General features: G+C 33.1%; 14 protein-coding genes. 6 read left to right on the top strand and 8 right to left on the bottom strand.

Annotation, left to right across the window (positions count from 1 at the left end):
* The first annotated feature begins 26 nt into the window (after window positions 1-26).
* The 6 genes from ATO12_RS13850 to secDF all read left to right on the top strand — a co-directional run bounded on the left by ATO12_RS13850 (window position 27) and on the right by secDF (window position 8,837).
* The gene (locus tag ATO12_RS13850) at window positions 27-449 is read left to right on the top strand and encodes a hypothetical protein (protein WP_034242766.1); all 423 of its coding nucleotides are present in this window, start codon (window positions 27-29) and stop codon (window positions 447-449) included.
* Window positions 450-715: 266 nt separating this feature from the next.
* Window positions 716-2,656 (top strand): DNA topoisomerase (ATP-hydrolyzing) subunit B, encoded by a 1,941-nt coding sequence (gene gyrB, locus ATO12_RS13860; protein ID WP_034242768.1) that lies wholly within the window; start codon window positions 716-718, stop codon window positions 2,654-2,656.
* An 89-nt stretch (window positions 2,657-2,745) separates the two neighbouring features.
* The gene (locus ATO12_RS13865) at window positions 2,746-3,747 is read left to right on the top strand and encodes a DUF6588 family protein (RefSeq protein ID WP_034242769.1); all 1,002 of its coding nucleotides are present in this window, start codon (window positions 2,746-2,748) and stop codon (window positions 3,745-3,747) included.
* Between the two features lie 86 nt (window positions 3,748-3,833).
* Window positions 3,834-4,760: a malate dehydrogenase gene (gene mdh / locus ATO12_RS13870; RefSeq protein ID WP_034242770.1), complete on the top strand. Its 927-nt coding sequence runs from the start codon at window positions 3,834-3,836 to the stop codon at window positions 4,758-4,760.
* Window positions 4,761-5,008: 248 nt separating this feature from the next.
* Window positions 5,009-5,629, top strand: coding sequence for a hypothetical protein (locus ATO12_RS13875; protein WP_034242771.1), 621 nt, complete (start codon window positions 5,009-5,011; stop codon window positions 5,627-5,629).
* A 166-nt stretch (window positions 5,630-5,795) separates the two neighbouring features.
* The gene (secDF, locus tag ATO12_RS13880) at window positions 5,796-8,837 is read left to right on the top strand and encodes a protein translocase subunit SecDF (RefSeq protein WP_034242772.1); all 3,042 of its coding nucleotides are present in this window, start codon (window positions 5,796-5,798) and stop codon (window positions 8,835-8,837) included.
* A 116-nt stretch (window positions 8,838-8,953) separates the two neighbouring features.
* Here secDF and ATO12_RS13885 read toward each other — a convergent pair whose 3' ends face one another.
* The 8 genes from ATO12_RS13885 to ATO12_RS13920 all read right to left on the bottom strand — a co-directional run bounded on the left by ATO12_RS13885 (window position 8,954) and on the right by ATO12_RS13920 (window position 13,756).
* Entirely contained in the window at window positions 8,954-9,451 is a 498-nt protein-coding gene (locus ATO12_RS13885; RefSeq protein WP_034242773.1) for a DUF192 domain-containing protein, read from the bottom strand.
* Window positions 9,452-9,561: 110 nt separating this feature from the next.
* Window positions 9,562-10,917, bottom strand: coding sequence for a cell envelope integrity protein CreD (gene creD, locus ATO12_RS13890; protein WP_034242774.1), 1,356 nt, complete (start codon window positions 10,915-10,917; stop codon window positions 9,562-9,564).
* A gap of 29 nt (window positions 10,918-10,946) precedes the next feature.
* Entirely contained in the window at window positions 10,947-11,594 is a 648-nt protein-coding gene (locus tag ATO12_RS13895) for a DUF1361 domain-containing protein (RefSeq protein WP_051575840.1), read from the bottom strand.
* Between the two features lie 12 nt (window positions 11,595-11,606).
* Entirely contained in the window at window positions 11,607-11,891 is a 285-nt protein-coding gene (locus ATO12_RS13900) for a hypothetical protein (protein ID WP_034242775.1), read from the bottom strand.
* A gap of 10 nt (window positions 11,892-11,901) precedes the next feature.
* On the bottom strand, window positions 11,902-12,213 hold the full coding sequence (locus tag ATO12_RS13905; RefSeq protein WP_034242776.1) for a hypothetical protein: 312 nt from the start codon (window positions 12,211-12,213) through the stop codon (window positions 11,902-11,904).
* Window positions 12,210-12,671, bottom strand: a complete 462-nt coding sequence (locus tag ATO12_RS13910) for a Coq4 family protein (protein WP_034242777.1) — start codon at window positions 12,669-12,671, stop codon at window positions 12,210-12,212. The genes ATO12_RS13905 and ATO12_RS13910 overlap by 4 nt, the downstream gene beginning before the upstream one ends.
* Window positions 12,672-12,724: 53 nt before the next feature.
* On the bottom strand, window positions 12,725-13,018 hold the full coding sequence (locus ATO12_RS13915) for a winged helix-turn-helix domain-containing protein (protein ID WP_034242778.1): 294 nt from the start codon (window positions 13,016-13,018) through the stop codon (window positions 12,725-12,727).
* A gap of 114 nt (window positions 13,019-13,132) precedes the next feature.
* Entirely contained in the window at window positions 13,133-13,756 is a 624-nt protein-coding gene (locus ATO12_RS13920) for a hypothetical protein (protein ID WP_034242779.1), read from the bottom strand.
* Between the last annotated feature and the right edge of the window lie 7 nt (window positions 13,757-13,763).

Consider the following 13,763-nt stretch of genomic DNA (forward strand, 5'->3'; position numbering starts at 1 on the left):
TGTAGAAAATAAAAAAGATAATAATTATGAAATTACAAGCTTTAACTCTAATACTTATTGTTGCATTTGGGATATCAACAAGTTGTCATAGTGATGATGATGGTCCTGTGGAAAAAGAAAAGACTATTAATGGTGTTTGGAATTTGAAAAATGTAAGTGGAGGACTTCAAGGAATAAATCTTGATTATAATAAAGGAGAGGTATTGTGGACTTTTAATGAAACAACAGGGAAATTGATTGTTGAGAATAATGTCATCACCCAGGGACCAAAAAATATCCATAGTGGTTTAAGAAGTGGTACTTATAATTATGAAATAAAAGAAGAGGAAGGGAGCAAGGTGTTGTTTGTAAAAGGAATTAAACGAGGAATAATAACTACCTTGCGAGAAAGTATGAAAATAGATGATGGAGTCGAAGTAGATGGTTTCATAAATGAATTTGAAAGATAAAATTAAATGCTACCCTTAAAATAGTACATACTAAAAACTAAAAATCTTGCAAATTGAAATCTTCCTTTCTATAATATAAATAAATCTTAAATTCATTTTAAGGGCATTTTTATCGTTTTTAAGAGCGTTTTTTATTTTTCTAGTACTATTCTTAACTAATTGTTGATAACTCGTTAAATCCTTCTTGAGAAAACTCTTTGATCCTTTTACTCTTTTTTTATCTTTGTTTGTTGTCAAAAAAATAAAATAATTAATTAAGGGATTTTATGAGCGAAGAAGCTAATAAGAAAAATTACTCCGCCGATAGTATTCAGGCACTCGAAGGTATGGAGCACGTACGTATGCGTCCATCGATGTATATTGGTGATGTTGGATCTCGAGGGTTACATCATTTGGTGTATGAAGTAGTAGATAATTCAATTGATGAAGCACTGGCAGGGCATTGTGATGCTATACAAGTAACAATCAATGAGGATAATTCTGTTACTACTCGTGATAATGGTAGAGGAATTCCTGTAGGTATACATAAAAAAGAAGGTGTTTCTGCTTTAGAGGTTGTAATGACCAAAATAGGAGCAGGAGGAAAATTCGATAAAGATTCTTATAAAGTTTCTGGTGGTCTTCACGGGGTAGGAGTATCCTGTGTAAATGCATTATCAGATCATTTGCATGCAACTGTTCATAAAGATGGTAAAGTATGGGAGCAGGAATATGAAAGAGGAAAGCCACTATACCCGGTTAAATCTACAGGAGATACAGATTTTAATGGTACCATAGTAACGTTTAAGCCAGATGCTACAATTTTTCAACAAACACTAGAGTATAATTATGATACTTTAGCAAGTCGTCTGCGCGAATTGGCATACCTTAATAAAGGAATAACAATTACATTAACCGATAAGCGTCATCAGGATGATGAAGGTAATGACGTTTCAGAAACTTTCTTTTCTGAAGAAGGATTGAAAGAATTTGTACGATTTCTTGATGCAAGTCGTAGTTCTATTATAGAAGATGTAATTTCTATGGAAGGTGAAAAAAATAATATTCCGGTAGAAGTTGCAATGATTTATAATGATTCTTATGCAGAGAATTTACATTCTTATGTAAACAACATTAACACGCATGAAGGAGGAACGCATCTATCAGGTTTTAGAAGAGGTCTTACGTCTACATTAAAAAAGTATGCAGACGCTTCAGGATTATTAGATAAACTAAAGTTTGAAATTGCTGGTGATGATTTTCGTGAAGGATTAACAGCAATTGTATCTGTAAAAGTTCAGGAACCACAATTTGAAGGTCAGACAAAAACTAAATTAGGGAATAGAGAAGTTACTTCTGCCGTTTCACAGGCAGTTTCCGAAATGTTGGAAAACTATCTTGAAGAAAACCCTAATGATGCTAAAACGATTATTCAAAAAGTAATCCTTGCTGCTCAAGCACGTCACGCCGCTAAAAAAGCACGTGAAATGGTACAGCGTAAATCTGTGATGAGTATAGGAGGTTTACCTGGTAAGCTTTCGGATTGCTCAGAACAGGACCCTGCATTATGTGAGGTGTTTCTAGTCGAGGGAGATTCTGCAGGTGGAACAGCAAAGCAAGGACGAGATCGTATGTTTCAGGCAATTCTTCCATTACGTGGTAAGATATTGAATGTAGAAAAAGCAATGCATCATAAAGTTTTTGAAAATGAAGAAATCAAAAACATTTTTACGGCTCTTGGTGTTACCATTGGAACCGAAGAAGATAGCAAAGCGCTAAACTTATCAAAATTACGCTATCATAAAATTGTAATTATGTGTGATGCCGATGTCGACGGTAGTCATATTTCTACATTAATCTTAACCTTCTTTTTCCGTTATATGAAGGAGTTGATTGAGGCTGGACATATCTATATAGCTGCACCACCATTGTATTTGGTGAAAAAAGGAGCTAAAAAACAATATGCATGGAACGATGATCAGCGAGATATGATTGTAAAAGAGTTTGGAGAAAATTCTAAAATACAACGATATAAAGGTCTTGGAGAGATGAATGCAGAACAGCTTTGGGATACCACAATGAACCCAGAATTTAGAACAATGCGTCAGGTTACTATCGAAAATCTTACCGAAGCCGATCGTATATTTTCTATGCTAATGGGAGATGAAGTACCACCACGTAGAGAGTTTATAGAAAAGAACGCTGTGTACGCAAATATCGATGCATAAACAACAGTTTAGATTTATATTTAAGATCCGCTATATAATAGGTATAGCGGATTTTTTTTATATTGCAATGCCTATTAAACCCAAATCTTATGAAAAAATGTACTTTGCTGTTGGCATTACTTCTAGGTCATGTTACGTTTTCGCAAACAGATATCGATCAAATTCTTGAAATAGGAATTGAAAATGCCCAGAGATTTAGTGAAGATTATTTTGCATCTGCAGGAGAATCTTTGGTAAATGCTATGTCTAATGGTTGGTATAATACAGCAGAAACAAAGAAATTGTGGCATTTCGAAGTTGGGATTGTAGGTAACCTTTCTTTTATAAGAGAAGAAAAACAATCTTTTGTTCTAAATGTGCAGGATTATACAGATTTAACGTTTAGAAATGGTCAAAACAGTCAGAGTGTTGCAAATGCATTGGGTGTAAACCGAGAAGAAATAGCAGTAGTGATAAATCGAGGTCAAGCCACAGAATTAGAAGTTATTTTACCAAACGGTATTGGTGATTCTGAAATTAATTCTTTACCAAGTGGGTTTATTCAGGGATCATTAGGATTGATAAAAAGTACTGAAATAAAACTTAGGTTTTTGCCAAGAATTAAAGCAGTACAAGATGCAGAAATACAACTGTATGGTGTTGCTTTTCAGCATGAGTTTACCGATTGGGTTTTTCCGTTAAAAAGATGGCCTGTTAGACTATCTGCATTATTAGGATATACCAATGTAAAAGGTTTTTATGATATAAATGCTAGTAGTGGAATAGAAGGAGTAGATCAGGAAGTACGCTTAAATACTAATTCGTGGTTAATCACAGGTATTGTATCTACCAAATTACCGGTTTTAAACTTTTATGGGGGACTAGGGTATTATTTTGGTTCGAGTGATGCAGATTTACTAGGAACCTATCAAATCCAGAATGGACCACTTACATCACAAACAGTAATAGATCCGATAAGTGTGAAAAACAAAACAAATGGGGTTAAAGCGTCAATTGGCGCAAAAGTACAATTTGGTATTTTTAGAGCTAATCTTGATTATACATTGCAAAACTATAATAACCTTTCTTTAGGACTTAATTTTGGCTGGTAATTAACACTCTATTTGTTAATTAATTCATCAAAGAATTCGTATTTTTGCGAAATAAATAAGTTTAATTACATTCAAAAAAATATACCATGAAAGTTACAGTAGTAGGAGCTGGTGCAGTAGGTGCTAGTTGCGCTGAATATATAGCAATAAAGAATTTTGCTTCAGAAGTAGTAGTATTAGATATTAAAGAAGGATATGCAGAAGGAAAAGCGATGGATCTCATGCAAACCGCTTCTTTAAATGGGTTTGATACCAAAATCACAGGTACTACAGGAGATTATTCTAAAACTGCAGGAAGTGATATTGCTGTAATTACCTCAGGAATTCCTCGTAAACCAGGAATGACAAGAGAAGAATTAATTGGTATTAATGCTGGGATTGTTAAATCAGTATCTTCAAGTTTAATAGAGCACTCTCCTAATGCAATTATTATTGTGGTTAGTAATCCTATGGATACAATGACCTATTTGGTGCATAAAACAACTAATCTTCCTAAAAATAGAATTATAGGTATGGGTGGTGCTTTAGATAGTGCCCGTTTTAAATATAGATTGGCAGAAGCATTAGGTGCTCCTATTTCTGATGTTGACGGAATGGTAATTGGTGGGCATAGCGATAAAGGTATGGTACCGTTAACAAGATTGGCTACAAGAAATAGCGTGCCTGTTTCAGAATTTATTTCAGAAGAAAGAATAGAACAAGTAGCAGCAGATACTAAAGTTGGTGGAGCTACATTAACTAAATTATTGGGGACATCGGCATGGTATGCTCCTGGAGCTGCAGTATCTGGTTTAGTACAGGCAATCGCTTGTGACCAAAAGAAAATTTTTCCTTGTTCTACCTTATTAGAAGGAGAATATGGATTAAATGATCTTTGTATCGGTGCGCCAGTTGTATTAGGTAAAAATGGAATCGAAAAGATTGTTGAAATAGAACTTAACGATGCAGAAAAAGCTAAACTTGCAGAAAGTGCAGAAGGTGTTAAGAAAACAAACGGATTATTAGAATTGTAATATATCCTTACAAATAAATTTAATAAGAGCTGCTTTATGCAGCTCTTATTGTTTTTACAGTAGTGTAGAAATATGATTTTCTCCGGATTAATGAAGTTTTTTACGGTAATACAAACCTTGGTTTTGATGTTTTTTAAATAGTGGTAAATACCAAAATTGAAACTTATACGTTTTGATGTTCGAAGATTACAATAGATATTTATTTGAAGACTTTAGAAATGCAGTTTTAATTTTTTTATATTTGCCGGATGAAGAAAAAATGGTACTTCGGAATTTTAATTTCTGCTCTAGCAACACTTGTTGTTATCCAGCAGCAAACCGTAGTGCCTAATCAGGAAATTGTATTAGAGTTTGTTAATAATGAAATTACTTCTGTTGAAGCTCAAAATGCGATAACACTTGTAAAAAAACAACTGCAATCTATAGGAGTGCAGCATACAAGGATATCAAAAGGGCTAAAAAATGGTAAGCTCAAAATTGCTTATTATAGTGATGCAGATGTAGAGTACATAAAAAGAATACTTTCTGAAGCACAAGACGTAGCTCTAGATCATGTTTTTTATGATCAAAACGAAGATGGTGATCAGTTTCCTTTAAATAAAAATTCTCAAGACTATAATCTCGATGTTTATGAAATCCAGAAAAGTACTGATTTTGATGCTGACTTTAATGGAAAGTATGTTTTAGAAGTAAAACATGAACGTGATGGATACTCTGGTTCTAACTCGTTTAGTTTTATTAAAGAAAATGATACCGATGATATAGGCAGACTTGTAAAAGTAGCCCAAAAAGTAAACACAAATATTGCAATTGCAATAGACTGCACTTCGCATAACATTCCGGAAGTAAGAGCTGGCCCCATTTCTTGATTGGGATTCTGAAATTCCTAAAAACTACCATATTTTAAAAATAGGGCTTTTGTCATGAGTATGATAAAGCTCAATCACATAGTATTAAATAATAAAAATAATTGTCAAATCTAAAGAAGAATATTGTAAGTACTCGCTTTAGCAGATTTGACCAAAATAAATAACAATGCAAAATAAAGGACTTGTTAGGGTATTTGCTATTTTATTTGGCTTGGTATGTATTTACCAATTGTCATATACATACATGGCTTACACAAAAGAAGCAGAAGCAGAAGCTTATGCACAACAAAAATATCCCGAGAGCGTAGAGGATTACTCAAAATTGAGGGAAACAGCAGAGCGTAATTATCTGGATTCTATAGGTAAAGAAGAAATTTTTGCCGGCATAACGTATAATGATGCAAAGGATAAAGAGCTTAATAAAGGGCTTGACCTTAAAGGAGGGATTAATGTAATTCTACAAATTTCTGTAAAAGATATTTTAAGTGGACTTGCAAATAAATCTAAAGCCCCTTCATTTAATCAGGCCTTACTTGCTACCGATGAGGTGCAGAAAAATAGTCAAAATACATATATAGAAGATTTCTTTATAGAGTTTGAGAAGATTCCGGATGCAAAATTAGCATCACCAGATATTTTTGCTAATAAAAATTTAAGTGATGATATCACTTATGATATGACCAACGAGCAGGTTAAACCTGTATTGAGACGTAAAATCGATGAATCTATAGCGTCAGCTTTTGAAGTATTACGTAAACGTATCGATAAGTTTGGAGTTACGCAGCCTAACATCCAGCGTTTAGGAGAATCTGGTCGTATTTTGGTTGAATTACCAGGAGCAAAAGATATTGATCGTGTACGAAGCTTGGTAACCAGTACAGCTCAATTAGAATTTTGGGATGTATATAAGATGGAAGAGGTTTTTAATCATCTTATTGCTGCCAATAACTTGATTAAAGAAGAGCTTGAAGGTGTAGAAAAAATAAAAGAAAAAGTTGCAGAAACCAGTGAAGCGGTAGTAGATTCTACCCAGGTAGATACTGCAAAAGTTGATTCTACAACAACTGATGCTGATGCAGCTATTGAAAACTTATTAGAAGATGCCGAAGATTCTACAGATATTGAAGCACAGGTAAATCCATTGTTTGACCTAATCGTAGGACAGGGAAGACAAGGAGGGCCAGTAGTAGCTACTGTAGAGAAGAAGAATGCAGATCAATTTATGGCATATCTTAATGATCCTAAAGTAAAAGCTTTATTGCCGGTAGAGCAACGTTATATGAAATTTGCATGGGGAAAACCCGAAAATGATTCTGAGTTTTTAGACTTATATGCTATAAAAGGAAATAGAGATAATGAACCAGAACTAAGTGGTGGTGTTATTACAGATGCAAGGCAAGAATATAGCCAATTAGGTAAAGTAACAGTTACCATGCAAATGGATGGTAAAGGAGCTAAAAAATGGGAAGAAATGACCGGTCGTGCTTTTAATCAAAGCAGCCAGATAGCAGTTGTATTAGATGATATAGTATATTCTGCTCCAGGTGTTACGACAGGAGCGATTAGTGGAGGTAGAAGTGAGATTACCGGAGACTTTTCTATAGAAGAAGGTCAGGATTTGGCAAATGTATTAAGAGCAGGTAAATTACCAGCTTCTGCAGATATCATACAAAGTGAAGTAGTAGGACCATCTTTAGGTCAGGAAGCTATTGATAGTGGTATTATGTCTTTTGCAATAGCATTAGTGTTAATTCTAATATGGATGGTGTTTTACTATGGTAAAGCTGGACTTTTTGCAGATGTGGCTTTGGTGGTTAATATCTTATTCATTTTTGGAGTATTAGCAGGGTTAAAAGCAGTACTTACACTTCCTGGTATTGCAGGTATCGTATTAACGATTGGTATGTCGGTGGATGCGAACGTATTAATATTTGAACGAATTAGAGAAGAGTTAGCAAAAGGTAAATCCCAGGTAGATGCTATTAAAGATGGATTTAGTAATGCATTATCATCAATACTTGATGCGAATATAACTACTGGTCTTACAGGTCTTATTTTATTAGTTATCGGTACAGGACCAATTAAAGGATTTGCGACTACCTTATTAATAGGTATTTTAACTTCTTTGTTTACAGCTATTTTTGTAACCAGATTATTTATCGATGGTTATGGTAAAAATGGTAAAGAATTGGCTTTTTCTACAGGAGCAACCAAGAACTTATTTAAGAATGTTAATATTAATTTCTTAAAGAAACGTAAAGTTGCCTATATCATTTCTGGTATTATTATCGTTGCAGGTATTGGTTCATTATTCACCAATGGTTTGGATCAGGGTGTGGATTTTGTAGGAGGAAGAACATATACCGTTCGTTTTGCAAAAGATGTTGTTCCTACTGTTGTAGAGAAAGATCTTGTTGCTGCATTTGAAAGTGCACAGGCAAAAACTTATGGAACCAATAATCAATTAAAAATTACAACAAAGTACAAAGTTGATGAAACTGGAGAAGAAATAGATGCAGAAATTTCGAACAAGTTGTTTATAGCATTAAAACCTTATTTAACAGATGGATTGACATATGATCAATTTGCTAATGGTGGAGATGATAAGCAAGTAGGTATTATGCACTCTATGAAAGTAGGGCCAACAATTGCAGATGATATTAAACAAGCGGCATTCTGGTCGGTACTTGCGTCTCTTATAGTTGTTTTCTTATATATTTTATTACGATTTAGAAGATGGCAATTTAGTTTAGGAGCAGTTGCGGCGGTATTCCATGATGTATTAATAGTGCTAGGAATATTCTCGTTGACCTATAAGTTTATGCCATTTAATATGGAAATTGATCAGGCATTCATTGCAGCTATACTTACTGTAATTGGATACTCGTTAAATGATACCGTGGTTGTATTTGATAGAATTAGGGAATTCTTCAACGAGCATACTGGAAGGCCATTGGATAAAAACGTTAATGGAGCTTTAAATAGTACATTAAGTCGTACTTTAAATACATCTTTAACCACATTGTTAGTACTTATTGCGATCTTTATCTTCGCAGTACCATTAAGAGGGTTTATGTTCTCGTTAATTATTGGGGTGATTATAGGTACCTATTCGTCACTATTTATTGCAACTCCGGTAATGTATGATACCGTACGTAAAGTGGGGCTAAAGACTAAAGAAAAAGTAACCGAAGAGAAGAAAAAATAATCTTTTTGTAAGTTATAATTACAAAAAATCCTTTCTAATTGCTTAGAAAGGATTTTTTTATTTTCTAATATTTTTTCAAGACCTCACAGGTTTTTAAAACCTGTGAGGTCTTATTTTTACATTTTAGTAAAAGAAATAGAATCACCAGCTTTAAGATTCCAGGTGTCTGTAAGTTTAGCATTTACTTCTAGTACATATTGTGCTGGCCCTTCAGATGGTAATGAAGATTCATTAAGGGGTTGCGCATTTTTTTGGATACTTACCACCTTGTTTTTTGCATTTATAAATATAATATCTAAAGGGAATTTTGTGTTTTTCATATAAAACGAGTGCGGAGCTTCTTCAGAAAATATAAATAACATACCCCGATCCTTCTGCATAGATTTACGGTACATTAGGCCTGTTTCTCTTTCGTAATCAGAGTCGGCGATTTCGATATCTAGTTTGGTAATTAGATTAGGGATTGAATCTTTTAGGTCAAACAAAGAAAGTTCACCTTCCTTGGTAAATGTAATCTCCTTAGTCAGATTCTTATTGTTTTTAGAATCTGTTTTACAAGAAAACATGCTTAGTGTTGCACATGCAAAAATTGAAATATAAATGCTTTTTTTCATCAGTTTGTTTTTAACAGAACTAAAAGTAGATAAAAAAGCCGCACTTCAAAAATCTGAAGCACGACTTTTATCAACTAACTAACCAGCATCTTTTATTGTAAATATTGTTTTTACTCGTTTTTCCAATCAATTTTTCGGGATATCATCATTATGGTTCCCAGGATTAGGAATAACCCTATGCTTCCTACTAATAATGCATAGCTCTCTAATTGGATGATCACAAATATAAATGCATATAAAGCTGCTAAAGAAGCGGCTATGAATCCCATAAATTTGTAACTTTTAAGTATGGCTTTCGAATACATAGAAGTTAGTAACACTACGGCACTACCTGCTATGGCATATGCTTGTAAAAAACTCGAATGCTCTGATATTGAAATCAATAATGTATAAAACATAGTTAGTGCCAATCCCACCATTAAGTATTGAAAAGGGTGAATATGAATTTTACTTATTGCCTGGATTAAGAAGAATACCAGAAAGGTAAGGGCAATCACCAGGTATCCATACTTGGCAGCACGTTCACTTTTTTGATATTCATCTACCGGGATTAATAATTTTACACCAAAAGCAGAGGCGTTAATATGGGGTAGTTCTCCAAAAAATTCTTGCTCGAATTCCCTGTTGATTTGTAATACTTTCCAATTGGCTTTAAAACCTTGATCAGAGATTTGTTTGGTTTTGGTATCGGGTAGATAATTACCATTAAAACTTGGCGAGGCCCAATTTGATGTCATAGATACATTGGTCTCACGACCTACAGGTATAAACCGTAGCTGTTCACTTCCGTTAATAAGGAGATCAAGGCTAAAATCGATTGTATTTTCTTTGGGTAGCGAACTATCTTTTAGAAATTTAGTTTCCAGAGTATTAGTGTATGAGTTTTGTGCATATCGAGAACGTAAAGGATATTGATCTGCTCCTAATTTTAGTTCCAGATTACTTCGTATACCTTTTAGGTTTGTAGAATTTACCTGTACAGTAGCTTTGTTCCATAAAATATCAGCTGCAGCAATATCTTGCGTTTCGAAGTTTGGAGTGGTAAAAGAACCTGTTATTTTCATATCGGCAGTATATACTACCGATTCATAGATACTTCTTCCTAGAGTTTCTGATTCGATATTGGCTTTTATATCTAGTGTATTAGGGAAGAAAAAGGCATATTTTATAGTAATAACATCTTCTTCGTTATAAGACTTTGTTTTGTCATCCCAGGTTTTTTTTAGAGTATGTACCTGGTATGGGATTTTAAGAATCGGACCATATAATAATACTTCATTTCCCCACTTTTGATTAATCTCTCTAACAACCTCTTCTTGTCTATAGGAACGTTCTCGTATTAAATCTTTAATGTAAGACAAAGGAATTAATAATACCAGGATTAGTATTCCGACCATTAGCATTCTAACTGTAATTGAAGTCTTTAACCATTGACCAAAGGACTTTTTTTGTTTTTGAGTTTCCATAGATATAATATTTATAGTGATTGTATTTTTTAATTATTTTTTTCTTGATAATGTTGGATCATTCGATATGTGATGATTAAAAAACCACCAAAACCTATTGTAAATGCCCAGGTATTAATGTGTTGGGTTGGAAATAGAACTCTTTTTAAGATATCTGATAAAATCCCGGATGGATTTTGAAGGATATCCCAACTATTCCATCTTAAAACTCTTCCCAGATATATCCCAAAACCACACAATAGCAGAGTGCAGTATGAGAAAATGTTTGTGATTTTTTTTGAAAATTTTTTAAGAAGCAGTGTTTGCATCATTAATAAGGAGGCAAAACCAATGATTAATCCATTGATGGCAAAGGATAGAATTAGTAAAACATCAAACCAAACAGATTGTAAATTGCTTAGTCTGATATGCTGTAAATCGGTTAAGATGTACGGAGAATTAGGTAAAAATAAAAGCCATATCACAAAACCTAACCAGAAAATAAGTTGATTTGTTTTGCGTATGCTTAAGAGCATTGTGATACCATAAGGAATGCATGCTAAAAATAGATTCCAGACTAGGAATAGATAAAAAGAAGATTCTGTTTTTAAGATTCTAATGGCTAGTAATAGTAGACTAAATGTTACCGAAAACGTAAACAGTTTTATAAAAGGCAATTGTTTTTCTATAGTATTCATAATAATTAGTATTTATACGATTTGGATATAGATAAGTGTAATGGGGATGTTAAGTAAAAAGAGTAGTATCGTGATTAGATTCTCCTTAGTATTTTTTGAAAAGAAAAGTGCGTTGATAATTAGAAATGCCAGAAAAATTGCATTAACAAGAAAAGCAATTCTAACATAATTAATCCCTATATGCAGTAGTGTACTCCATTTAAAGGTTATGTAAAGTAGCAGTAAAGAGGTTCCGATAAGAAAACTAATTAAGGCTAAAGTAATTGCAATTTTATTAATTGGGTGTGCTATTTTCATAATGATGAGATTAAAAATAGTTTAGAAATGGGTTGTTCATTACGATAATGATATACCCAATAGTAATTGGGATATTAAGAACAACCAATATGATCGTTGTTAGATTCTCTTTATAGTACTGGTAATTGATGATGGCATTAGTGATAAGTCCTATAAAGATGATTGCATTAAGTGTTGATGCTATGATTACATAAAAAAGACCTATATCTAATATGATATTAGATTGAGAAATTAAAAAGAACAATAATAGTATAGTTCCTAAAAGAAAGCTTATGGTTGCTACGATAAGCGCATTTTTGTTAATAGGTTGTATGATTTTCATAATGATGAGATTAAAAATGTGGTTTTCAAGGTTTGTACAGGTTGGTACAACAGTTTTTTATAATCTAGCTGATGAAAGGGATAAGCGGTTTTACCTTTTCGATATGCTTTTTTAAAGAGTTTGATCTTATCAGGATAGAACAGAGTGCCTAGTACTATGACAGAGATGAGATATATTGTGCGCTTACCGTTTCCTAAAAGATAATACTGCATAGCCACCTCTTCAGAAACAGAGATGCCAATATTGGTTAATACATGAAAAACATCGTGGTTTTCTAATTTGGGTTGCGGACTAAAATCATGTTGTAGTAAAAAACAACCTAAATGAAACCCAAGGCTCCCTTTGGGATACTTGATAAGTGTTTTTACCGAAATATCCCAGGGTGGTTGTTTCTTAAACCATTTTTGATATGGTTTTTTGCTTAACTCATAAATCGTTTCTAATATAAATGCTCTCATTTTTTATTTTAAAAGTACTTTGTTTTTCAAAGTGAAATGATAAAAAAATATAGTTACTGTTTTAATAACTTTTCAATAGCTTCAACGTGTTTTTTAAAAGCTTCCCGACCTTTTTTGGTAACGCTATATCTTGTATTGGGTTTTCTGCCTATAAATGATTTTTCTACCATAATATATTCTTCTTTTTCCAAAGCTTTAGTGTGGCTGGCCAAGTTGCCATCTGTAGCTCCCAAAAGCTCTTTTAGTGTTTTAAAATCAGCATATTCGTTAACAATCAATATCGACATAATTCCTAATCGAATTCGATGGTCAAAAGCTTTGTTTATATTGTTAATTATATTTTTCATTCCGGATTCCCTAAAAAAAGGGAATTTTTTCAAATTTTGTACTCAGTTTAACCTGATTGAATTACATTTCCGTATAAATCAAAAATTAATTTATCGGGTAAAAGGGTTGCTACTTTATGGTTTAGATTTCGAATTTGAAGTCTCATTAAAGTATATCAGGCTTCCGTATATAATATGCATTACACCAAACCCCAACACCCAAAACCAGAAACCATATCCTGGATAAATTGCGCAGATCAAACCTAATACAATTTCTATATATCCTAAATATTTTACATTACCAATAGTGTATTTTGAAGCATTTACCAGGGCAAGACCATAAAAAATAAGCATTAATGAGCCGGTAAGACCATAATGATCGCTTGATATTTTAATAATGATATAAATACCACCAGTAACTAATGGAATCAAAAAAGCAGTAAGTAATCTTTTGGAGGCACTATTCCATAAGGTTTCGTTATTTTTCTTTGCTTTTGTAATACTTAATATGATGGCAGTAATAATGCTTAGAAAAGCAACTAAGACCAGGTCTAATAGGATATAATTAAATATTTTACCATCTAAAATAAGGTAATTTCTTCCACTAATACTTACCAGGTAATAGGCAACAGCAGCACCAATTAAGGCATAGATACCTGCCATTATTCCTGATAAACCACTAAGTGAGAAAAAACGAGATGATTTGTTCATCATATCTTTAATCTCGGTAATGTCTTTTAAGTATTCTTCTGTGCTCATGTTAAAA

This window comes from Aquimarina atlantica (assembly GCF_000626715.1).
GTDB lineage: Bacteria > Bacteroidota > Bacteroidia > Flavobacteriales > Flavobacteriaceae > Aquimarina > Aquimarina atlantica.

What these genes read in the sequence shown, in the direction of transcription:
- ATO12_RS13920 (WP_034242779.1), bottom strand. Translation starts at nt 13,756, where the DNA reads ATGAGCACAGAAGAATACTTAAAAGACATTACCGAGATTAAAGATATG.
- ATO12_RS13910 (WP_034242777.1), bottom strand. Translation starts at nt 12,671, where the DNA reads ATGAGAGCATTTATATTAGAAACGATTTATGAGTTAAGCAAAAAACCA.
- ATO12_RS13875 (WP_034242771.1), top strand. Translation starts at nt 5,009, where the DNA reads ATGAAGAAAAAATGGTACTTCGGAATTTTAATTTCTGCTCTAGCAACA.
- ATO12_RS13905 (WP_034242776.1), bottom strand. Translation starts at nt 12,213, where the DNA reads ATGAAAATCATACAACCTATTAACAAAAATGCGCTTATCGTAGCAACC.
- ATO12_RS13900 (WP_034242775.1), bottom strand. Translation starts at nt 11,891, where the DNA reads ATGAAAATAGCACACCCAATTAATAAAATTGCAATTACTTTAGCCTTA.
- ATO12_RS13865 (WP_034242769.1), top strand. Translation starts at nt 2,746, where the DNA reads ATGAAAAAATGTACTTTGCTGTTGGCATTACTTCTAGGTCATGTTACG.
- gyrB (WP_034242768.1), top strand. Translation starts at nt 716, where the DNA reads ATGAGCGAAGAAGCTAATAAGAAAAATTACTCCGCCGATAGTATTCAG.
- ATO12_RS13850 (WP_034242766.1), top strand. Translation starts at nt 27, where the DNA reads ATGAAATTACAAGCTTTAACTCTAATACTTATTGTTGCATTTGGGATA.
- ATO12_RS13885 (WP_034242773.1), bottom strand. Translation starts at nt 9,451, where the DNA reads ATGAAAAAAAGCATTTATATTTCAATTTTTGCATGTGCAACACTAAGC.
- secDF (WP_034242772.1), top strand. Translation starts at nt 5,796, where the DNA reads ATGCAAAATAAAGGACTTGTTAGGGTATTTGCTATTTTATTTGGCTTG.
- ATO12_RS13895 (WP_051575840.1), bottom strand. Translation starts at nt 11,594, where the DNA reads ATGAATACTATAGAAAAACAATTGCCTTTTATAAAACTGTTTACGTTT.
- creD (WP_034242774.1), bottom strand. Translation starts at nt 10,917, where the DNA reads ATGGAAACTCAAAAACAAAAAAAGTCCTTTGGTCAATGGTTAAAGACT.
- mdh (WP_034242770.1), top strand. Translation starts at nt 3,834, where the DNA reads ATGAAAGTTACAGTAGTAGGAGCTGGTGCAGTAGGTGCTAGTTGCGCT.
- ATO12_RS13915 (WP_034242778.1), bottom strand. Translation starts at nt 13,018, where the DNA reads ATGAAAAATATAATTAACAATATAAACAAAGCTTTTGACCATCGAATT.